Origin of the sequence: Thioalkalivibrio sp. AKL17 (genome assembly GCF_000377885.1) — a bacterium.
Lineage (GTDB): Bacteria > Pseudomonadota > Gammaproteobacteria > Ectothiorhodospirales > Ectothiorhodospiraceae > Thioalkalivibrio > Thioalkalivibrio halophilus.
On record NZ_KB898768.1, the window covers coordinates 71,573 to 90,962 of the forward strand.

General features: G+C 68.6%; 17 protein-coding genes, 1 tRNA gene and 1 other RNA gene. 5 read left to right on the forward strand and 14 right to left on the reverse strand.

Going from position 1 to position 19,390, the window contains the following annotated elements; genetic code table 11:
* Positions 1 to 7: 7 nt before the first annotated feature.
* The 3 genes from lpdA to aceE are packed head-to-tail and all read right to left on the reverse strand — an operon-like array spanning position 8 to position 5,861.
* Positions 8 to 1,789 carry a dihydrolipoyl dehydrogenase gene (gene lpdA, locus D577_RS0110465; RefSeq protein WP_018947426.1) on the reverse strand — a complete coding sequence of 594 codons (1,782 nt, stop codon included), beginning with the start codon at positions 1,787 to 1,789 and terminating at the stop codon, positions 8 to 10.
* A 16-nt stretch (positions 1,790 to 1,805) separates the two neighbouring features.
* The gene (gene aceF, locus D577_RS0110470) at positions 1,806 to 3,170 is read right to left on the reverse strand and encodes a dihydrolipoyllysine-residue acetyltransferase (RefSeq protein ID WP_018947427.1); all 1,365 of its coding nucleotides are present in this window, start codon (positions 3,168 to 3,170) and stop codon (positions 1,806 to 1,808) included.
* Positions 3,171 to 3,197: 27 nt separating this feature from the next.
* The gene (gene aceE, locus D577_RS0110475) at positions 3,198 to 5,861 is read right to left on the reverse strand and encodes a pyruvate dehydrogenase (acetyl-transferring), homodimeric type (RefSeq protein ID WP_018947428.1); all 2,664 of its coding nucleotides are present in this window, start codon (positions 5,859 to 5,861) and stop codon (positions 3,198 to 3,200) included.
* A gap of 229 nt (positions 5,862 to 6,090) precedes the next feature.
* Between aceE and rnt the strand changes: the two genes are divergently transcribed.
* Entirely contained in the window at positions 6,091 to 6,777 is a 687-nt protein-coding gene (gene rnt, locus D577_RS0110480) for a ribonuclease T (protein ID WP_018947429.1), read from the forward strand.
* A 63-nt stretch (positions 6,778 to 6,840) separates the two neighbouring features.
* On the opposite strand, the gene grxD is transcribed toward rnt, so the two are convergent.
* The 10 genes from grxD to D577_RS0110525 all read right to left on the reverse strand — a co-directional run bounded on the left by grxD (position 6,841) and on the right by D577_RS0110525 (position 14,389).
* Complete coding sequence (grxD, locus tag D577_RS0110485; protein WP_018935295.1) at positions 6,841 to 7,179, reverse strand: Grx4 family monothiol glutaredoxin; 339 nt, start codon at positions 7,177 to 7,179, stop codon at positions 6,841 to 6,843.
* 96 nt (positions 7,180 to 7,275) lie between these two features.
* Positions 7,276 to 8,370 carry a redox-regulated ATPase YchF gene (ychF, locus tag D577_RS0110490; RefSeq protein ID WP_018947430.1) on the reverse strand — a complete coding sequence of 365 codons (1,095 nt, stop codon included), beginning with the start codon at positions 8,368 to 8,370 and terminating at the stop codon, positions 7,276 to 7,278.
* A gap of 43 nt (positions 8,371 to 8,413) precedes the next feature.
* The gene (pth, locus tag D577_RS0110495) at positions 8,414 to 9,010 is read right to left on the reverse strand and encodes an aminoacyl-tRNA hydrolase (protein WP_018947431.1); all 597 of its coding nucleotides are present in this window, start codon (positions 9,008 to 9,010) and stop codon (positions 8,414 to 8,416) included.
* Positions 9,011 to 9,033: 23 nt separating this feature from the next.
* Positions 9,034 to 9,732: a 50S ribosomal protein L25/general stress protein Ctc gene (locus D577_RS0110500; RefSeq protein ID WP_018947432.1), complete on the reverse strand. Its 699-nt coding sequence runs from the start codon at positions 9,730 to 9,732 to the stop codon at positions 9,034 to 9,036.
* A 129-nt stretch (positions 9,733 to 9,861) separates the two neighbouring features.
* On the reverse strand, positions 9,862 to 10,818 hold the full coding sequence (locus D577_RS0110505; RefSeq protein WP_018947433.1) for a ribose-phosphate diphosphokinase: 957 nt from the start codon (positions 10,816 to 10,818) through the stop codon (positions 9,862 to 9,864).
* Positions 10,819 to 10,938: 120 nt separating this feature from the next.
* Positions 10,939 to 11,068: non-coding RNA, RtT sRNA (locus D577_RS14070), on the reverse strand.
* Between the two features lie 30 nt (positions 11,069 to 11,098).
* Positions 11,099 to 11,173, reverse strand: a tRNA-Gln gene (locus D577_RS0110510).
* Complete coding sequence (ispE, locus tag D577_RS13810) at positions 11,164 to 12,039, reverse strand: 4-(cytidine 5'-diphospho)-2-C-methyl-D-erythritol kinase (RefSeq protein WP_026289013.1); 876 nt, start codon at positions 12,037 to 12,039, stop codon at positions 11,164 to 11,166. Before ispE ends, D577_RS0110510 begins: the two co-directional genes overlap by 10 nt.
* Positions 12,039 to 12,662 carry a lipoprotein insertase outer membrane protein LolB gene (gene lolB / locus D577_RS0110520; RefSeq protein ID WP_038036258.1) on the reverse strand — a complete coding sequence of 208 codons (624 nt, stop codon included), beginning with the start codon at positions 12,660 to 12,662 and terminating at the stop codon, positions 12,039 to 12,041. The genes ispE and lolB overlap by 1 nt, the downstream gene beginning before the upstream one ends.
* A 5-nt stretch (positions 12,663 to 12,667) precedes the next feature.
* Positions 12,668 to 14,389 carry a tetratricopeptide repeat protein gene (locus D577_RS0110525; protein WP_018947435.1) on the reverse strand — a complete coding sequence of 574 codons (1,722 nt, stop codon included), beginning with the start codon at positions 14,387 to 14,389 and terminating at the stop codon, positions 12,668 to 12,670.
* Positions 14,390 to 14,546: 157 nt separating this feature from the next.
* Between D577_RS0110525 and hemA the strand changes: the two genes are divergently transcribed.
* From hemA to prmC, 3 genes are read left to right on the forward strand one after another with little or no spacing between them, the layout of a single operon-like run.
* The gene (gene hemA, locus D577_RS0110530) at positions 14,547 to 15,920 is read left to right on the forward strand and encodes a glutamyl-tRNA reductase (RefSeq protein ID WP_018947436.1); all 1,374 of its coding nucleotides are present in this window, start codon (positions 14,547 to 14,549) and stop codon (positions 15,918 to 15,920) included.
* A complete protein-coding gene (gene prfA, locus D577_RS0110535; protein WP_018947437.1) occupies positions 15,917 to 17,002 on the forward strand; it encodes a peptide chain release factor 1 in 1,086 nt (361 codons plus the stop codon). Before hemA ends, prfA begins: the two co-directional genes overlap by 4 nt.
* Positions 17,002 to 17,868 carry a peptide chain release factor N(5)-glutamine methyltransferase gene (prmC, locus tag D577_RS0110540; RefSeq protein ID WP_018947438.1) on the forward strand — a complete coding sequence of 289 codons (867 nt, stop codon included), beginning with the start codon at positions 17,002 to 17,004 and terminating at the stop codon, positions 17,866 to 17,868. Before prfA ends, prmC begins: the two co-directional genes overlap by 1 nt.
* Before the next feature lie 84 nt (positions 17,869 to 17,952).
* Here prmC and D577_RS0110545 read toward each other — a convergent pair whose 3' ends face one another.
* Positions 17,953 to 18,402, reverse strand: coding sequence for a hypothetical protein (locus tag D577_RS0110545; protein ID WP_018947439.1), 450 nt, complete (start codon positions 18,400 to 18,402; stop codon positions 17,953 to 17,955).
* A 157-nt stretch (positions 18,403 to 18,559) separates the two neighbouring features.
* Here D577_RS0110545 and D577_RS0110550 point away from each other — a divergent pair, with 157 nt between their 5' ends.
* Entirely contained in the window at positions 18,560 to 19,306 is a 747-nt protein-coding gene (locus D577_RS0110550) for a molybdopterin-synthase adenylyltransferase MoeB (RefSeq protein ID WP_018947440.1), read from the forward strand.
* Positions 19,307 to 19,390: the final 84 nt, after the last annotated feature.

A 19,390-nucleotide genomic window follows, 5' to 3' on the forward strand; every position in this document is an offset into this window, starting at 1 on the left:
CCCGCCTCTAACCCTTCTTCGGCGGCAGGATGTCGGTGATCGAGCCGTGCGCGGCCTCGGCGGCAAAGGCCACCGTCTCGCTGAGCGTCGGATGCGGATGGACGGTCAGGCCGATGTCCTCCATCTCCGCGCCCATCTCCAGCGCCAGCATCGCCTCGCCGATCAGGTCGCCGGCGGAGGGCCCGACCAGCCCGGCGCCGATCACCCGGCCCTCGGCATCGAAGAGCAGCTTGGTCATGCCGTCCTCGGCGCCCAGCGCGATCGCCCGGCCGGAGGCGGCCCAGGGGAACACGCCCTTGGTGTACTCGATGCCGTCGGCCTTCGCCTGTTCCTCGGTCACGCCCATCCACGCGACCTCCGGGTGGGTATAGGCCACCGACGGGATCGCGCGGGCGTCGAAGTGCACCTTGTGCCCGGCGATCACCTCGGCCGCGACCTTGCCCTCGTGGGTCGCCTTGTGCGCCAGCATCGGCTGGCCGACCACGTCGCCGATGGCGAAGATGTGCCCGACATTGGTGCGCTGCTGGCTGTCGACCTCGATGAAGCCGCGCTCGCTGACCTGCACCCCGGCGGCCTCGGCGTTGATCTTCGCGCCGTTCGGGCTGCGCCCCACGGCGACCAGCACGCGGTCGAAGGTGTCCTCTTCCGGCAGGCCCTTCGCCTCGCCCTCGAAGCGGCAGACGATGCCCTGATCGGTGGCCTCGGCCCCGGCGACCTTGCTCTTGAGGAAGATGTTCTCGAAGCGCTTCTTCGCGCGCTTCTCGAACGGGCGCACGATGTCCCGGTCCGCCCCCGGCATCAGGGTATCGGACAGCTCCACCACCGTGACCTTCGTGCCCAGCGACTCGTACACGCAGGCCATCTCCAGGCCGATGATGCCGCCGCCGACCACCAGCATGCGCTCGGGGATGTCGGCCAGATCCAGCGCGTCGGTGGAGTCCATCACCCGGTCGTCGTCCCAGGGGAAGCCGGGCAGTTTCACCGCCTGCGAGCCGACGGAGATAATCGCGTGCTCGAAACCGATCACCTCGCGGCCATTGTCGCCCTCGACGGCGATGCTGTGGGCCCCGGTGAATTCGCCGACGCCCTGCACCACGCGCACCTTGCGCTGCTTGGCCAGCTGCTTGAGGCCGCCGGTCAGCTTCTTGACCGTCTTGTCCTTGTAGCCGCGCAGGCCGTCGAGGTCGATCTCGGGCTCGCCGAACTTGATGCCCAGGGCGGCAAAGCGCTCGGCCTCGTGCAGCACCTCGCCGGCGTGCAGCAGCGCCTTGGACGGGATGCAGCCGACATTCAGGCAGACCCCGCCGATCTGCGGATAACGCTCGACCATCACCACGTCCAGGCCCAGGTCCGCGGCACGGAAGGCGGCGGTATAGCCGCCGGGGCCGGAGCCCAGCACCAGCACCTGGCACTGGCTGTCGGTGTTCGGGTCGGCCGCGGCCTGCGGCGCCGGGGTGGAGGACGCCCGGGCCGCGCCGGCGGGTTCCGCGGACGCCGCCTCGGTATCCTCCGCCGGGGCGGGCGAAGCCTCGCTGTCCGCGGCCTCCGCACCGGCCTCCAGCTCCAGGATCGGATCCCCCTGAGAGACCCGCTGGCCGGTCTTCACGTGCACGGATTTAACCGTACCCGCCTGCGGTGCCGGGACATCGATGGTCGCCTTGTCCGATTCGAGCGTGATCAGCGGGTCTTCCGGGGCGATGGTACTGCCCGGCTGGACCAGGACCTCGATGATCTCGACATCCTTGAAATCGCCGATATCCGGGACTTCGACGGTGGTGGTCTGACTCATGACAAAGCTCCGGTGATTACAGCAGCATGCGCCGCATGTCGGACAGCAGCGCGCTCAGCGTGGTGGTGAAGCGGGCGCCCAGGGCCCCGTCGATCACCCGGTGGTCGTAGGACAAGGCCATCGGCAACACCAGACGCGGCTCGAATTCCTCGCCGTTCCAGACCGGCTGCATCGAGGCCTTCGACACCCCGAGGATGGCGACCTCCGGGGCATTGACGATGGGCGTGAACTGGGTACCGCCGATGCCGCCGAGGCTGGAGATGGTCAGGCAGCCGCCCTGCATGTCCGCAGGCTTGAGTTTCTTCTCGCGCGCCCGCTTCGACAGGTCCATCAGTTCGGAGGCGATGTCCACCAGACTCTTGCGGTCCACGTCACGCACGACCGGAACCACCAGACCATCCGGCGTATCCACGGCCACGCCCAGGTGGTAATACTGCTTGATCACCAGATTCTCGCCGGTGGCGTCCAGCGAGGCATTGAAGCGCGGGTATTCCTTGAGCGCGGAGACCACCGCTTTCATCAGGAACGGCAGGAAGGTGATCTTGACCCCCTGCTTCTCGTATTCGGCCTTCAGCGACTTGCGGAAGTCCTCCAGCTCGGTGATGTCGGCCTCGTCGAACTGCGTCACGTGCGGGACGGTGACCCAGTTGCGATGCAGGTTCTGCCCGGTGAGCCGGTTGATCTTCGACAGCGGCCGGGTCTCGATCGGACCGAACTCGGAGAAGTCGATCTCCGGCATGGGTTCGACCCCCAGTCCGGAACCGGCGGGCTGGCTGAGCGCGCGCTTGACGAAGGCCTGCACGTCCTCGCGCAGGATGCGCCCCTTGCGACCGCTCCCCTCGACCTTGGACAGGTCCACACCCAGCTCGCGCGCGAACTTGCGCACCACGGGCGAGGCATGGGCGCGACGGAACGCGGACTCGTTCTCGATATGGGCGGTGGGCGATGGCCGCGGGCCGCCCTGGCCACCCCGCCCGCCGGTACTACCCGAGTCGCCGGCCGATGCCCTGGCCGGCGTGGACCCGGTATCCGGCGCGCTGGCCGCTGCCGCGGGTGCCGATTCTTCGCTTCCGGCGGAGGCGGCCGGCTCGGCGGCGGCCTCCGCGGGAGCTTCCCCGGCACCACTGGCGGCCGCCTCGTCCGCGGGGGCCAGCTCGAGGATCGCATCTCCCTGCGAGACGCGGTCCCCGGCCTTGACCTTCATGCCCTGCACGGTACCGCCCTGCGGTGCCGGGATCTCGATGGAGGCCTTGTCCGACTCCAGGGTGATCAGCGGGTCCTCGGGCGCCACGGTGTCACCCGGCTTGACCAGCACCTCGATGATCTCGACGTCCTTGAAGTCACCGATGTCGGGGACTTCAACCGTAATCGTGTCGCTCATGTCTGCTCCTGCCTCGGGACGCCGGCCTCAGGCCTGCAGGGGGTTGGGACGATCGGTATCGATCTCGTATTGGTCGATCGCCTCGCGGACGGTCTTCGCCTCGACGGTCCCGGCATCGGCCAGGGCCTTCAGCGCGGTCACCGCGATGTGGTAGCGGTCGACTTCGAAGTGGCGCCGCAGCGCGGAGCGCAGGTCCGAACGGCCGAAGCCGTCGGTGCCCAGCACACGATAGTCGGCGGGCATATAGGCGCGGATCTGATCGGCGAAGTTCGACACGTAGTCGGTGGCCGCGACCACCGGCGCCTCGGAACCGCCCAGGCACTGCTCGACCCAGCTGCGGCGCGGCTTCGCGTCCGGATGCAGCCTGGCATGGCGCTCGCAGTCGCGACCGTCACGCGCCAGCTCGGTGAAACTGGTCGCGCTCCAGACCTCGGCCGACACACCGAAGTCCTGCTCCAGCAGCACCGCGGCCTCGATCGCCTCGCGCAGGATGGTGCCGGAGCCCATAAGGCGGACCTTCTTTTTCTTGCGCCCGCCGGTCTGGAAACGATACAGGCCGCGGCGGATGCCTTCTTCGGCGCCTTCCGGCATCGCCGGCTGGTGGTAGTTCTCGTTCATCGCGGTGATGTAGTAGAAGACGCTCTCCTGCTCGCGGAACATGCGCCGCATGCCGTCCTGCACGATCACCGCCAGCTCGTAGGCGAACGTCGGGTCGTAGGCGATGCAGTTGGGCACGTTGGCGGCCATCATGTGGCTGTGGCCGTCGTTGTGCTGCAGCCCTTCGCCGGCCAGGGTGGTGCGGCCGGCGGTTCCGCCGATCAGGAAACCGCGCGCCCGCTGGTCGCCGGCGGCCCAGATCAGATCGCCGATGCGCTGGAACCCGAACATCGAATAGAAGATGTAGAACGGGATGGTCGCCACGCCGTGGGTGGAGTAGGACGTCGCGGCGGCGATCCAGGAGGAGATCGAGCCGGCCTCGTTGATCCCTTCCTCCAGGATCTGGCCGCCCTTGTCCTCTTTGTAATACATCACCTGGTCCTTGTCCTGCGGCTCATAGAGCTGACCGACCGAGGAATAGATGCCCAGCTGGCGGAACAGGCCTTCCATGCCGAAGGTACGCGCCTCGTCCGGGACGATCGGGACCACGTGCCGGCCGATCTTCTTGTCGCGCGCGAGGATCTGCAGCATGCGCACGAAGGCCATGGTGGTGGACATCTCGCGGTCGCCGGAGTCCTCCAGCAGCCCGGAAAAGGCGTCCAGTCCGGGGACCTCCAGCGGCGTGGTCATGTGCCGCCGCTGCGGCAGGTAACCGCCGAGCGCCTTGCGCCGCTCGTGCATGTACTGCATCTCGTCGGAGTCGGGATCCGGCTTGAGATACTCGGCCCGTTCCACCTGCTCGTCGGACAGCGGGATGTTGAAGCGGTCACGGAAGTGCTTCATGTCCTCCGTGTCCATCTTCTTCTGGCTGTGGGTGCGGTTCTGGGCCTCGCCCGCCGAACCCATGCCGTAGCCCTTCACGGTATGCGCGAGGATTACGGTGGGCTGGCCGGTGTGCTCCATGGCCTCCTTGTAGGCGGCGTAGACCTTGACCGGGTCGTGCCCGCCGCGATTCAGGCGCCAGATCTCCTCGTCGGACATGTTGGCGACCATCGCCTTGAGCTCCGGATACTTGCCGAAGAAGTGCTCGCGCACGTAGGCCCCGTCGTTGGCCTTGTAGTTCTGGTAGTCGCCATCAACCGCTTCCATCATGCGCTTCTGCAGCAGGCCGTCGGTGTCCTTGGCCAGCAGCGGCTCCCAGTAGCGCCCCCACAGGACCTTGATGACGTTCCAGCCGGCGCCACGGAAGATCGCCTCCAGCTCCTGCACGATCTTGCCGTTGCCGCGCACCGGACCGTCCAGGCGCTGCAGGTTGCAGTTCACCACCCAGGTCAGGTTGTCGAGCTTCTCGCGCGAGGCCAGGGTGATCGCCCCCATGGTCTCGGGCTCGTCCACCTCGCCGTCGCCAACGAAACTCCAGACATGGCGGTTCTCCGTCTGCGCCAGCCCGCGATCCTGCAGGTAACGCATGAACCGTGCCTGGTAGATGCTCATGATCGGGCCCAGCCCCATGGACACCGTCGGGAACTGCCAGAAGTCCGGCATCAGCCAGGGGTGCGGGTAGGAGGACAGCCCCTTGCCGTCCACCTCGCGGCGGAAATGATCCAGCTGCTCCTCGGTCAGGCGCCCTTCGAGGAACGCACGGGCGTAGATCCCCGGCGAGGAGTGTCCCTGAGCGAACACCAGATCACCGCCGTGCTCGTGCGACGGGGCGCGCCAGAAATGGTTGAAGCCGACGTCGTAGAGCGTGGCCCCGGAGGCGAAGGACGCGATGTGTCCACCCAGTTCCGGCGACACCCGGTTGGCCTTGACCACCATCGCCATCGCGTTCCAGCGGATGTAAGAGCGGATGCGGTGCTCCAGCGCGCCATCACCGGGGTACACCGGCTCGAGATGCGGCGGGATGGTGTTCACGTACGCGGTATTGGCCGAATACGGAAGATAGGCACCGCTGCGCCGGGCCTTGTCCACCAGGGCCTCCAGCAGGGCGTGCGCCCGTTCGGGCCCGTCGGCCTCCATCACGGAGGCAAGGGCGTCGATCCACTCCTGGGTTTCCTGCGGATCGATGTCGTTCGGGATGGCGTTCAGGTCCATGCGTCTACCCCTGAAAACGGGTTGGGAAACGGTTCGCGGGCGCGGGGCCGTACCACCGGGCGCGGGACGGTTCTGCTACCATGCCGCGGCCCGGGCGGACAGAAAGGCGCAAGTATCCCGACTGTGCTGCCAGCAGGTCAAGCGAAAGCGTTCTATGGCGCCGATCTCCCGCAAAACGGGCGGGATACGCAAAGATCTTCCCGGAATCGATCCGAACCAAGGTAACCGCATGGCCGCACCCGCCCAGCTCGATCCGTCGCACCGCCCCATGGCTCATCGCTTCCGCGGCTTCCTGCCCGTGGTCGTCGATGTGGAAACGGGGGGTTTCGACTGCGACCGCCACGCCCTGCTGCAGGTGGCCGCAGTTTTCCTGCGCCGCAACGAGCAGGATCGCCTGGAGCGCGCCCACACCGTGAGTCTCCACGTACGGCCGTACGAAGGGTCCGAGATGGACCCGAAGTCCCTGGAGGTCAACGGGATCGATCCGTACCACCCGCTGCGAGCGGCGTGGCCGGAGGATCAGGCGATGGGCCGGCTCTTCAGCGAGGTGCGCCGCGAGGTCAAGCTGAACCTGTGCAAGCGCGCCATTCTGGTGGGACACAACGCCCATTTCGACCTCGGCTTCGTGCACAAGGCGGCGGAGCGCTGCGGGATCAAACGCAACCCCTTCCACCCGTTCAGCAGCCTGGACACCGTGTCGCTGGCCGCACTGGCCTACGGCCAGACCGTTCTTGCGCGCGCGGCGCGCGCCGCCGGGCTGGAGTGGGACAACGATTCCGCGCACAGCGCAGCCTTCGACGCCGAGAAGACCGCCGACCTGTTCTGCGCGGTCGCCAACCACTGGCAGGACCACATCGGCGTGCCGCAGGCCGCGCTGCAGCTGCCTGACCCGGAAGAACTCCCGCCGGGTAGCTGACCACAAAAAAGGCCCGCCACCGCGATCGCGATGACGGGCCGGGCACGCCGCGGGCCGGTCGCTTCAGCCGGCGTTGCGCTGGGCGTGCTTGTCGTGGGCCTCGTCGACCATCTTCTTCAGCTCGCCGCTTTCGAACATCTCCAGGGTGATGTCGCAGCCGCCGATGAGCTCGCCGTCGATATAGACCTGCGGAAAGGTCGGCCAGTCGGCGAAGCGCGGCAGGTTCTGCATGACCTCCTGATCGGCGATAACGTTCACGTAGCCGAACTCGCGCTCGCAGCGCTTCAGCGCCTCCACCGCGCGGCTCGAAAAGCCGCACATCGGGAACTGCGGGCTCCCCTTCATGAAGATCACGACCGGGTTCTCTTCCACCTGCTGGCGGATACGGTCCATTACATCCATTGCTGTACTCCTGATACGGGCCTGATGGTTGATTGCGATAAGGAAACGTGCCGGGCGCAGGGGTGCCGCCCCCGCGACAAAGTCCGAGTATTATACTCAGACATTGAAGCGAAAATGTACAACGTCCCCTTCGCGCATGACGTATTCCTTGCCTTCGAGCCGCCACTTGCCGACATCCTTCGCCCCCTGCTCACCGCCGTGCTCCACGTAGTCGTTGTAGGCGACCACCTCGGCGCGGATGAAACCCTTCTCGAAATCGGTATGGATCACGCCCGCCGCCTGTGGCGCGGTGGAGCCCCGGCGCACGGTCCAGGCCCGCACCTCCTTCTCGCCGGCGGTGAAGAAGGTCTGCAGATCCAGTAGCTCATAGGCGGTGCGGATCACGCGGTCCAGACCGGGTTCCTCGAGGCCCAGATCGGCGAGGAATTCGGCGCGCTCGCCGGGCTCGAGCACGGCGATCTCGGCCTCGATGGCCGCGCACACGCTGACCACCTGAGCCCCCTCCTCGGCGGCCTTCGCGCGCACGGCGCGCACCTGTTCGTTATCCTCGGTGAGACCCGCCTCGTTGACGTTGGCGATGTACATCAGCGGCTTGATGGTCAGCAGGTGGAGATCGCGCAGCAGCTCGAGCTCTTCCGCCTCCAGCGCCTGGGCACGCACCGGGATGCCCTCACCCAGGCCCTCGGCCACCTTCTCGGCGGCCCGGAGCCGGGCGATGGCCTCCTTGTCCTGGGACTTGGCGGCACGCGTCAGACGGGTCAGCGCCTTGTTGACCGTCTCCAGGTCCGCCAGCATCAGCTCGGTACTGATGGTCTCGATGTCGGCCAGCGGGTCCACCCGGCCGGCTACATGGACGATGTCATCGTCCTCGAAACAGCGAACCACCTGGGCGATGGCGTCGGTCTCGCGGATATGCGCCAGGAACTGGTTGCCCAGCCCCTCGCCCTGGGCCGCCCCGGACACCAGCCCGGCGATGTCGACGAACTCCACCGTGGTCGGCAGCACCCGCTCCGGCGATACCAGCTCCGCCAGCTTTGCCAGCCGCGGGTCCGGCACCTCCACCACCCCGACGTTGGGATCGATGGTGCAGAAGGGGTAGTTCTCCGCGGCGATCTCCGCGCGCGTCAGGGCGTTGAACAGGGTCGACTTGCCGACGTTCGGCAGGCCGACGATGCCGCATTTCAGGCTCATGGGGTTTCCTCGGATGTAACTTCGGTGCGGGCTCGGTGCGGACTCAGCCGGAACCGCGACCGTGCAGACGGCGCACGGCCTCGTCCCAGCGCCCGGCCAGCAGGGCCGGGATCTCGCGCGTCGCGTCGTCCAGTGCCTCGCCGATCGCCCGCGCCGCATCGCGATCGGGACGATCCAGCACGAACGGCACCACCTGGTCGCGCTCGCCGGGATGACCGATGCCGACGCGCAGGCGGCAGTAGGCGGGACCGCCCAGGTACCGGTGCAGGTCGCGCAGACCGTTATGCCCGCCATGCCCGCCGCCATGCTTCAGGCGGACCACCCCGGGCTCGAGATCCAGCTCGTCGTGGACGACCAGGATCTCCTCCGGGGCGATGCGATAGAAATCGGCGCATTTGCGCACCGGCAGGCCGCTCTTGTTCATGAAGGACATCGGCTTGAGGAGCCAGGCATCACCTTCGGGGAGGGTCAGCCGGGCCGCCTCGCCATCGAAGCGGTTCTCCGGGCGAAAGCGGACGCCGTGATCACGGGCCAGGGCATCCACAAACCAGAAGCCCGCGTTATGCCGGGTTTCGGCGTAACGCGGGCCCGGGTTGCCCAGCCCGACCACCAGGCGAATCGGCGCAGGTCGGCTGGTCATGCGGGAGGTCGTGACCGCGGCGTTCAGCCGTTGTCTTCCTCGCCGCCGGCTTCCTCGCCCGCGGCCTCGTCACCACCTTCCTCGCCTTCGGCGCCCTCGGCGGCGGCCGCACCACCACCGCCGCCACCCTTGGCGGAACGCGGCAGCTGCACGGTCACGACCGCGTAGTCGTATTCGTCGCCCTGCATCAGCGCGACCATCTCGACACCCTTGGGCAGATTGCCCTTCAGGTCGGACAGGTGCAGGGTCTCGCCCACGTCGACGTCGGTCATGTCGACGTCGATCGATTCCGGCAGGTCGTCCGGCAGGCACTCGACCTCGATCTCGTTGACCTGACGGTTGATCATGCCGCCGCCGGGCTTCACGCCCTTGCAGGTCTCCTCGTTGAGGAAGTGGATGGGCACGTTCACGCGGATCGGCTGGTTGGCGCTCACGCGCAGCAGGTCCACGTGGTAGATGGTGGGCTTGAACGGATGGCGCTGCACGTCGCGCAGGATGGCCTTCTGCGACTGGCCGTCCAGCTTGACCGTCAGGATGTGCGAATAAAACGCGTCTTCCTTCAGGTTGTGCACCATCGCGTTGTGATCCAGCGTGATCGGCACCGCGGGATCGTCGCCGCCATACAGGATGGCGGGCAGCTTGCCGGCGCGACGCAGGCGGCGGCTCGCACTCGAACCCTGTTCGTCACGCTTCTCGGCTTCAAGGGTAAAGCTCATGCTCATGATGACGTTCTCCAGAATGAACGCGCCCCACCCGCGACCAGGTGAGGCGTAAAGCGGGAGGCCCTTCCTCCCGGATTCGGGGCAGCCGGCGATCGCCGGCGACGCAGACCGGGTTCCGCCGGCCCGGGCTCAGTCCACGAACAGCGAGCTCACGGACTCCTCGCGATTGATGCGGCGGATGGTCTCCGCGAGCATCTCTGCGACCGAGAGCTGCCGGATTTTCGGACAGGCCTGCGCGTTGGGCTGGAGGGCCAGGGTGTCGGTCACCACCAGCTCGTCCAGCGCCGAACCGTTTATGTTATCAATCGCCGCGCCGGAAAGCACGGGGTGGGTGGCATAGGCGCTGACCGAGGAGGCGCCATGCTCCTTCAGCGCCTTCGCTGCCTGACACAGGGTACCGGCCGTATCCACCAGGTCGTCGATGATGATGCAGGACTTGCCGCGCACGTCCCCGATGATGTGCATCACTTCGGATTCGTTGGCGCGCGGGCGGCGCTTGTCGATGATCGCCAGGTCGGCGTCATCCATCCGTTTGGCGATCGCTCGGGCGCGCACGACGCCCCCGACGTCGGGCGACACGACCGTCAGATCACCGGAGACGTGACGCCAGACATCGCCCAGCAGCACCGGCGAGGCATAGATGTTGTCCACCGGGACGTTGAAGAAGCCCTGCACCTGATCGGCGTGCACGTCGATCGTCAGCACGCGGTCCGCGCCTACCGCCTCGATCATGTTGGCCACGACCTTGGCCGAGATCGGCACCCGCGCCGAGCGCACCCGGCGGTCCTGCCGGGCATAGCCGAAATACGGGATCACCGTGGTAATGCGGCCGGCCGAAGCGCGGCGCAGGGCATCCACCATGATCACGAGCTCCATCAGGTTCTCGTTGGTGGGCTGCCCGGTGGGCTGAATCAGGAAGACGTCGCGTCCGCGCACGTTTTCCAGGATCTCGACCTGGACCTCGCCGTCACTGAACCGGCCGACGGTCACCTTCCCCATCGGCAGGCCGAGGTGCTCGGCAACGCCCTGTGCCAGTCGCGGGTTGGCGTTCCCCGCGAAGATCATCATGCGACTCTTGTCGACCACGACTTGTCCCGGTCTGGGTGGTGCGGAACCGCGCCCGGATGGCGCGGTCTCCAGTAAGGAACCCCGGCCGGAGCCGAGGTTCGGGAACATGCCCCTCGCCTTCGGCGCGGGGCGATTGTATGGCTGGGCCGGCAGGATTACGGCGCTGCGCGCCGCCCTCCGGGCCGCCGCCTTCGGCGGCGTTCTCTCGCGGCTGCGCCGCTCGAGTCGAACCTTTTACGGTTCTCATCCTGCCGCCCGGTTGTCAGGTGCCCCTCGCCTTCGGCGCGGGGCGATTGTATGGCTGGGCCGGCAGGATTCGAACCTGCGCATGACGGGATCAAAACCCGTTGCCTTACCGCTTGGCTACGGCCCAGTAGAATGGCCGCCCGACTCGGGCAACCACGCCCGCAGGGGCGACTCGTTGCGCAGCCGGGTGACCCGGCTGCTCCAGGGCAGCGGCTGTTCCTCGCGTGCCCTCTCGGCCTCGGCGCGGTCGCGAAACAGCCCGAACACGCAACCGCCGGTTCCGCTCAGGCGGACCCGGTCGGTCTGCGAGCCCAGCCAGTCCAGCGCCCGGGCGATGTCCGGATGGCGCGTCCGGACCACCGGTTCGAAGACGTTTCCAAATGGCGCGCCGTCGACCGCGTGCGAGATTCTCTCGGTGGGACAGTCGCGTGTCAATTCTCCTGACCCGAACATGGTTCCGGTGGCGACCGGGACACCGGGGTCGATCAGCAGCGCCCAGGGGCAGTCGGGCCGCACCGGGACCAGGGTTTCGCCCACGCCTTCGGCCCATGCGGCGCGGCCGCGCACGAAGACCGGCACGTCCGCGCCGAGACGCAGGCCGAGGTCGGCCAGCGTCGATTCGTCCAGGCCAAGCTCGAACAGATAATTCAGCGCAACCAGGGTGGTGGCAGCGTCGGAACTGCCTCCGCCCACCCCGCCACCGACCGGGAGGCGCTTGTCGAGGTGGATCGTCACCCCTTCGGGTCGCCCGGCGGCCGCAAAGACCATGCGGGCGGCGCGCACGCACAGGTTTTCGGCCCCGTCCACGGCATCCGCGGAGGCCATCGCCACCTCCCCGCCGGGGCGCGGCTCGAAGCGCAGCCGGTCCTCCAGATCGAGGAACTGGAACACGGTCTGCAGCTCGTGGTAGCCGTCCGCGCGCCGACCGGTGATGTGCAGGAAGCGGTTGATCTTCGCGGGCGCGGGGAAGACCTGCGCAAAGGGCTTGTCCATCAGGCGGATCCGTCTCCCATCTGCCACTGGCGGATCACGGCGCGCAGCGTGAGCTCATCGCGCTGCAGCTCCATGCGCACCGGCAGGGACTCGCCGTCGAATTCCTCGTACTCGCCGTATTCGATCTCCCAGCCGGCCTGACGGATGCGGATCGGACGCCCTTCGGCGTCCACCTCGTGCTCGAACGGACGGGCGGGGTCCGGCAGGCCACGTACCCAGTAGATCATCCCCGACACCGGAATCGCATCGCCGGTGAGACGCTGCGCGAGGGCGTCCGGATCGCGTGCGCTGTGATGTTCGCCATCACGGGTCACCAGCCGCGCCGGCTGTCCCTCGGCGAGGGTCAATCGGCCGCCACCCCGCCCCATCGGACCGGACAGATCGAGGATATGCGTACCCTCCTGCACCCGCCAGTTGAGCTGTGCGGACCAGTATTCACGCTCGGTATCCAGCCCCAGGCGGGCCACCAGGCGCCAGGTTTCGATGGCGGCGAGCCGCTCGCTGCGCTCGTCGAACGCCCTTTGCGCGGCGTCACCCCGGTCCACCTCCGGCAGGGCGGCACACCCGGCGAGCAGTATTACGATCAGCAGCGCGAGTGCCGCGCGCACACCCGACCCTCTCATTCGCGTCATTCGAGCAGCTCGCGCCGGACGCGCTGCAGCCGCTCGTGTCCGGGGTCGCGCTCCAGCGCCTTCTCGAGCAGTTCACGCGCCTCGTCGCGTTCGCCCTGCTCCCACAACACGACGGCCAGATTACTGGCGATCTCGCCGTCCTCCATCATGCTCCAGGCCCGCCGCAACTGTTCCTCGGCCTCGTCCAGCCGCCCGAGCCTGTAGAGCACCCAGCCGTAGCTGTCGACCACGGCTGCGTCATCGGGACGCTGCTCGAGGGCCTGCGTGATCAGCTCGTAGGCCTCCTCGTAGCGGTCGGTCCGGTCGGCCAGGGTGTACCCCAGCGCGTTCATCGCCGTGGCACTGTCCGGGTCGTTGTCAAGGATCGTGCGGAAGTCCTGCAGCGCCGCGTCCACCCGGTCCAGGCGCTCGTGGATCAGCCCGCGCAGATACAGCAGGTCGCTCTCCTCGGGGAAGGCATCCAGGGCCGCATTGGCGCGTTCCAGTGCACGTTCGTAGGCCTCTTCCTCGCGCAGGGTGTTGACCTCCACGACCCAGGCCTCGCGCGCCACGTCGGCGTCGTCGTGCGTCTGCAGTTCGTCGAACGCAGCGCGCGCCGCCCCGGCACCGTTTTCGCGCAGAGTCAGGGCCGCCAGGCGCAGCCGCGCATCCGCGCGAAACTCGCCCTCGCCGACCCGCTCGAAGAATGTCCGGGCCCGGTCCGCATCCCCCTCCAGTTCGTGCAGACGGCCCAGATAATAGGCCACCTCGTTCTCGCGCACGCCGCGGGCATCCAGGGCCTCCAGCTGCTCGCGCGCGGCCTCGTTCCAGCCGCTCTCGAGGCTCAGCAGGGCCAGCGTCAGGCGGGCCTCGTGGTCGTCGGGGGCCAGCTCTGCCAGCCGCGCGATCTCCTCCGGGCCCCGGTCGTCGTCGGCATGGTCGGTCAGCGCATGGGCGTAACCGATGCGGGCGTCGCGACTGTCCGGGTGGGCGGCGACGGCCTCGCGCATCAGGGCCAGGGCCTCGTCCCCGCGTTCGTCGCGCTCCAGGGCCTGCGCCCGCAACAAGTACAGGCTGATGGCGTCGGGATGCTGCTCGAGACCCCGCTCGGTGGCCTGCAGGGCCGCCCCGGTCGCGTCGAACCGCAGCGCAAGTTCGGCATACACTCGCCAGGTGTCGCGATCCCCGGCCCGCCGCGTGGCGAGGTGGTCCAGGGTCTCCAGCGCGTGGTCCCGGTTGTCGGCCTGCACCATCAGCGAGGCCAGCGATGAATAGGGACTGGCACCTTCCCGCGCGCGCCGCTGCATCAGTTCATCCAGCTGCTGCGCGGCGGCCTCGACCTGCCCGGCGTCGATGCGCAGCAGCGCAACGATCTGCACCGCCTCCATGTGTTCGGGCGACAGGGCCAGCCAGCGCTCCCCGGAACGCAGGGCCTGCTCACGATCCCGCGCGAACAGGGCAATGCGGGTGGCCCGCTCGGCGATCTCCGGGTCGTGGCTCAGCGCCGCCGCCGCACCGTAGAAGGCCGCCGCATCGGCGGTCTGCCCGGAACGCACGGCGATCTCGCCGGCAAGCACGCTGAACATCAGCGCCGCCTCGGGATCCTCCTGCAATCCGCTCTCGGGCAGGGTCACGATCTCCGGGGCGTCGGTTTCCAGCGGCTCGCCGGCACCGAGCGAATGGTGCGCACAACCGCTGACAAGGAGGGCAACGGCCGCGGCCAGCAGGGTTCGGGTCATAGAGGCATTCCATGCATGTCAGCTTTCAGTGAGACGGCACCGGGCCGCGCCAGGTTCCTTCGGGCCCGGCATCCGGATTCCTGCGCACTGTACCGAACCCTTTCACCGCGTACACTACTGACCCGCAGGGGACGTTTTGCGGCACAATACGCAGGTTATGCTCTTCGCACTCGGAATCAATCACAAGACGGCACCGGTCGAGATCCGCGAACGGCTGTCGGTCAGCCAGCACGAACTGGACGATGCGCTGCATTCGCTGCGCTCCGGCGTGCGGCTGCCGGAGAGTGCGATCCTCTCCACCTGCAACCGCACCGAGGTCTATTTCCGCGAGAGCGGGGAGGACAGCGAACATCGCGTGGTGGACTGGCTGGGTGGCTACCACGGCATCGACCGCTCCGAACTGAGGCCCTATCTCTACCTGCACCACGACGGCTCGGCCGTGCGCCACACCCTGCGGGTCGCCAGCGGTCTGGATTCGATGGTGCTGGGCGAACCGCAGATCCTGGGGCAGATGAAGACCGCCTACCAGTACGCCCACGACGCCGGCACCCTCGGGCTGTCGCTGGAGCGGCTGTTCCAGCACGCCTTCGCCACCGCCAAGGACGTACGCACCGAGACCGCGATCGGCCAGAGCGCGGTCTCGGTGGCCTTCGCCGCGGTATCGCTGGGCCGGCAGATTTTCGGCGACCTCAAGCCGCTGACCGCCATGGTAGTGGGCGCGGGCGAGACCATCGAACTGGCCCTGCAGCACCTGCGGGGCCTCGGCATCGGCCGGGTGATCGTGGCCAACCGGACCGAGGAACGCGCGCGCAGCGTGGCCGAACGCTTCGACGGCGAGCCCATCGGCCTGGACCATCTGGGCGAACGCCTGCCGGAGGCCGACATCGTGATCTCCTCCACCGCCGCGCCGGTACCCATCCTCGGCAAGGGGGCGGTGGAACGCGCGCTGCGCAAGCGCCGCCGCAAGCCGATGTTCATGGTCGACATCGCGGTGCCACGCGACATCGAGCCGGAAGTGGGGCAACTGGAGGACATCTACCTGTACACGGTGGACGACCTCCAGGAGGTGATCGACGACAACATGGCCTCGCGTCAGGCCGCCGCGGAACAGGCCGAGGAGATCATCAACCAGCGCGCCGGGGAGTTCATGCGCTGGCTGCGGGCGCGCGACTCCATCGACAGCATCCGCCAGCTGCGCGAGCGCGCGGAGACGGTCAAGGACGAGACCGTGGAGCGTGCCCTGGCAATGATCCGCGCCGGTCGGTCGCCCGACGAGGTCCTGCCCTGGCTGGCCCACACCCTGACCAACAAGCTGATGCACCACCCCTGCAAGAGCCTCAACACCGCAGCCCACGAGGGCGACGCCCGCCTGCTGGAAGCCGCGCATCAGCTGTTTCAGCTGCCCGAACGCGAGGACGACCCCGGACATGATCGCGGGCGTGATCACGGGCCTGAGCACGGGCCTGAGCACGGTCATGCCCCGGGGCATGGCCACGGCGCGGAACCCGACGACACCAGGGACGACGCGTGAAGGATTCCTTTCGCGCCAAACTGGAGGGCCTGGCCGAACGCCACGCCGAGATCGCCGGCCTGCTCGCCACGCCCGATGCCGCCGAGGACCCCGAGCAGCTGCGCCGGCTGTCGCAGGAATACAGCCAGCTGGAACCGGTGGCCGAGGCGTGGAAGGCATGGAACGAAAACCGCGCCGCGCTGGACGAGGCGCGCGCGATGCTCGAGGACGACGACCCCGAACTGCGCGCGATGGCCGAGGGCGAGATCGAGACCCTCAATGCGCGTAACGAGGAACTGGAGGCCGAACTCTACCGCCACCTGATCCCGAAGGATCCGCACGATGACGCCAACGTGTTCCTCGAGATCCGCGCCGGCACCGGCGGGGACGAAGCCGCACTGTTCGCCGGCGACCTCCTGCGCATGTACAGCCGCTACGCGGAACAGCGCCACTGGCAGCTGGAGATCCTGTCGGCCAGCGAGGGCGAACACGGCGGCTACCGCGAGGTGATCGCCCGACTCGCCGGCCAGGGGGCCTATTCGCGGCTCAAATTCGAATCCGGCGCACACCGCGTGCAGCGCGTACCCGAGACCGAGTCCCAGGGCCGCATCCACACCTCGGCGGCCACGGTCGCGATCCTCCCGGAACTGGAGGAGGTCGAGATGCCGGAGATCAACCCGGCCGACCTGCGCGTGGACACCTTCCGCTCCTCCGGTGCCGGCGGCCAGCACGTGAACAAGACCGATTCAGCCGTGCGCCTGACCCACCTGCCCACCGGCATCGTGGTCGAATGCCAGGAAGAGCGCTCCCAGCACAAGAACCGCGCCCGCGCGATGAACTTCCTCGCCGCGCGGCTGTACGAGGACGAACGCGCCGCGCAGGCCGAGGCCCAGAGCGCCGAGCGCAAGGGTCTGGTGGGCAGCGGCGACCGCTCGGAACGGATCCGCACCTACAACTTCCCCCAGGGGCGGGTCACCGACCACCGCATTAATCTGACGCTGTACAAGCTGGAGCAGGTGATGGCCGGCGACCTCGACCCGGTGATCGACCCGCTGATCCACGAATACCAGGCGGAACAGCTCGCCTCCCTCGCCGACGCCTGATGGACCGCCCGGCCACGCTGGACGCCCTGCTGGCCAGCCTGCGCAACCGGCTGCAGGAGGCCGGCGTGGAGGCCCCCGGGCTGGAGGCACGCCTGCTGCTCGGCATGGCCACCGGCCTGAGCACCGCGCAGTTCATCGCGCGCGGCGGCGATGCCCCCGGCCCCACGCAGGCAGCCGCGGCCGAGGCGTTGTGCCGGCGCCGCCTGCAGGGCGAACCGATCGCCCACATCCTCGGCCGGCGCGGCTTCTGGACCCTGGATCTGGGGGTCTCCCCGGCCTGCCTGATCCCGCGCCCCGAGACCGAGGTGCTGGTCGAGGCCGCGCTGGGGGTCATCGACGCGGCGCCGGAAGAACACCCCCGGGTGCTGGACGCGGGCACCGGCTCCGGGGCCATCATCCTTGCGCTCAAGGCCGAACGGCCGGCGATCGACGGCTTCGCCAGCGACACCAGCCTCGACGCCCTGACCCGCGCCCGCGCCAACGCCGGCGAACTGAACCTGAACATTCGCTTCTTCTCCGGGGCCTGGCTGCAACCGCTGGCGCCCGCGGCACGCTTCGACCTGATCGTCTCCAATCCGCCGTACATCGCCGCGGACGACCCGCATCTGCAACGCGGCGACCTGCGCTTCGAGCCACGGGATGCGCTGGTCGCGGCGCAAACGGGACTGGCGGACCTGCATGAACTGATCGCCACCGCACCCGATCACCTGACGGACGACGGCTGGCTGCTGCTGGAACACGGATTCGACCAGGACGCGGCGGTACGGGCACGACTGGAGACCGGGCCGTGGACGGACATCACGACCTGGCCGGACACCGCCGGTCATCCCCGCGTGACCGGGGCGCGCCTGCGGGCCCGGCGCTGACTGACAGACATGCCGAAGCCCCCGGCGCATGCACCGGGGGCCCTGCGTGCCATGCTCCGGACCGGCGAGCGGCCCGGCTGCACATCACAGACGCGGCAGCGGCAGTGGCAGCTTGAGGTGGATGCTGCCGGAGGAACGCCGGTCACGACGATCCCGCGACCCGGAACGCTTTGAACGACCATAGTAGTGGTGATGGTGTTCAGCCCCCCGCGAGGAGCGGTGGCCCGGCCCACGCCCGCGCGAATGGCCGCGGCGTGACTGCTTGTGCCCGCGCGCGCCCGGATGCCCGCGCTTGTACTTGTGGCCACGACTCCCGGGATGCCCGCGCTTGTGCTTGTAACCGCGTTTGCCCGAGCGCCGATCATGGCGGACCTCCTGCAGGCCCTCGACCGAGAACTGCAGCGTGGCCCCGCCGGCTGCCCCCTTGACCGGCGTCGCGGCCTGGGCCGGTGCCGCGACCACAAAGGCGAGCAGTGCGGCGGGGACGACCACGGCGGTCAGACGCTGCAGGATGGATTTCTGTTCGGGGTTCATGGGACGCCTCCTTCCCTTTCTCTTCTGGCCGAATTGCCGGGAACCAGACTAGCCCTTCCGACTGAACGCCCCTTGAACCGCCTGGCGCATTGCGTGAAGCCCGCCGCAGTTCCGGCACGCTGCCCGCGCGGCCATGTGACGGAGTTACAATCCACCCATGAATGACGACGAGCTCCTGCGCTACGCACGCCAGATCATGCTGCCCGGCATCGGGGTCGAGGGCCAGGAAAGCCTGCGCCGGGCGCATGCGGTGGTGATGGGCGTGGGCGGGCTGGGTTCACCGGTGGCGGCCTACCTGGCGGCGGCCGGGGTCGGCCGGCTGACCCTGGTGGACCCGGATCACGTCGAGGCGAGCAACCTGCAGCGCCAGATCCTGCACGGCGAGGCCGACCTGGGCGCGGACAAGGTCGCCTCCGGTGCGCGGCGCATCGCGGCGCTGAACAGCGCCTGCCGGGTGGAGACCCGCGCCGAACGGCTGGACGCCGACGCGATGCGCGCGCTCTTCGCCGGGGCCGACGTGGTGCTGGACGGCACCGACCATTTCGCCGCGCGTGGCGCGATCAACCGCGCGGCGGTCGCCACCGGCACGCCGCTGGTCTCCGGCGCGGTGATCCGCTTCGAGGGCCAGCTCACCACCTTCGATTTCCGCGACCCGCAGGCGGCCTGCTACCACTGTCTGTACGGCGACGAAGGCGCGGACGAGGACACCTGCGCGACCAGCGGGGTGCTGGCGAGCCTGCCGGGGGTGGTCGGGAGCCTGCAGGCGACCGAGGCCCTCAAGCTGCTGGCCGGCCTGCCGACCCTGGCGGGGCGCCTGCTGCTGATCGACGGCCTGCACATGCAGTTCCGCGAGATCGGCCTGCAGCGCGACCCGGCCTGCCCGGTCTGCGGGGACCCCCCGTAGGAGGACGGCCCTCCGGCCGATCGGGCCTGGCGCCGTAATCGGCCAGGGGGCTGGCCTCCTGCGGGGCACGGGGCGCCCCCCTGT

Bases quoted from the DNA above. Each gene is read 5' to 3' on its own strand.
- lpdA (WP_018947426.1), bottom strand. From the start codon at position 1,789: ATGAGTCAGACCACCACCGTCGAAGTCCCGGATATCGGCGATTTCAAG.
- aceF (WP_018947427.1), bottom strand. From the start codon at position 3,170: ATGAGCGACACGATTACGGTTGAAGTCCCCGACATCGGTGACTTCAAG.
- aceE (WP_018947428.1), bottom strand. From the start codon at position 5,861: ATGGACCTGAACGCCATCCCGAACGACATCGATCCGCAGGAAACCCAG.
- rnt (WP_018947429.1), top strand. From the start codon at position 6,091: ATGGCCGCACCCGCCCAGCTCGATCCGTCGCACCGCCCCATGGCTCAT.
- grxD (WP_018935295.1), bottom strand. From the start codon at position 7,179: ATGGATGTAATGGACCGTATCCGCCAGCAGGTGGAAGAGAACCCGGTC.
- ychF (WP_018947430.1), bottom strand. From the start codon at position 8,370: ATGAGCCTGAAATGCGGCATCGTCGGCCTGCCGAACGTCGGCAAGTCG.
- pth (WP_018947431.1), bottom strand. From the start codon at position 9,010: ATGACCAGCCGACCTGCGCCGATTCGCCTGGTGGTCGGGCTGGGCAAC.
- D577_RS0110500 (WP_018947432.1), bottom strand. From the start codon at position 9,732: ATGAGCATGAGCTTTACCCTTGAAGCCGAGAAGCGTGACGAACAGGGT.
- ispE (WP_026289013.1), bottom strand. From the start codon at position 12,039: ATGGACAAGCCCTTTGCGCAGGTCTTCCCCGCGCCCGCGAAGATCAAC.
- lolB (WP_038036258.1), bottom strand. From the start codon at position 12,662: ATGAGAGGGTCGGGTGTGCGCGCGGCACTCGCGCTGCTGATCGTAATA.
- D577_RS0110525 (WP_018947435.1), bottom strand. From the start codon at position 14,389: ATGACCCGAACCCTGCTGGCCGCGGCCGTTGCCCTCCTTGTCAGCGGT.
- hemA (WP_018947436.1), top strand. From the start codon at position 14,547: ATGCTCTTCGCACTCGGAATCAATCACAAGACGGCACCGGTCGAGATC.
- prmC (WP_018947438.1), top strand. From the start codon at position 17,002: ATGGACCGCCCGGCCACGCTGGACGCCCTGCTGGCCAGCCTGCGCAAC.
- D577_RS0110545 (WP_018947439.1), bottom strand. From the start codon at position 18,402: ATGAACCCCGAACAGAAATCCATCCTGCAGCGTCTGACCGCCGTGGTC.
- D577_RS0110550 (WP_018947440.1), top strand. From the start codon at position 18,560: ATGAATGACGACGAGCTCCTGCGCTACGCACGCCAGATCATGCTGCCC.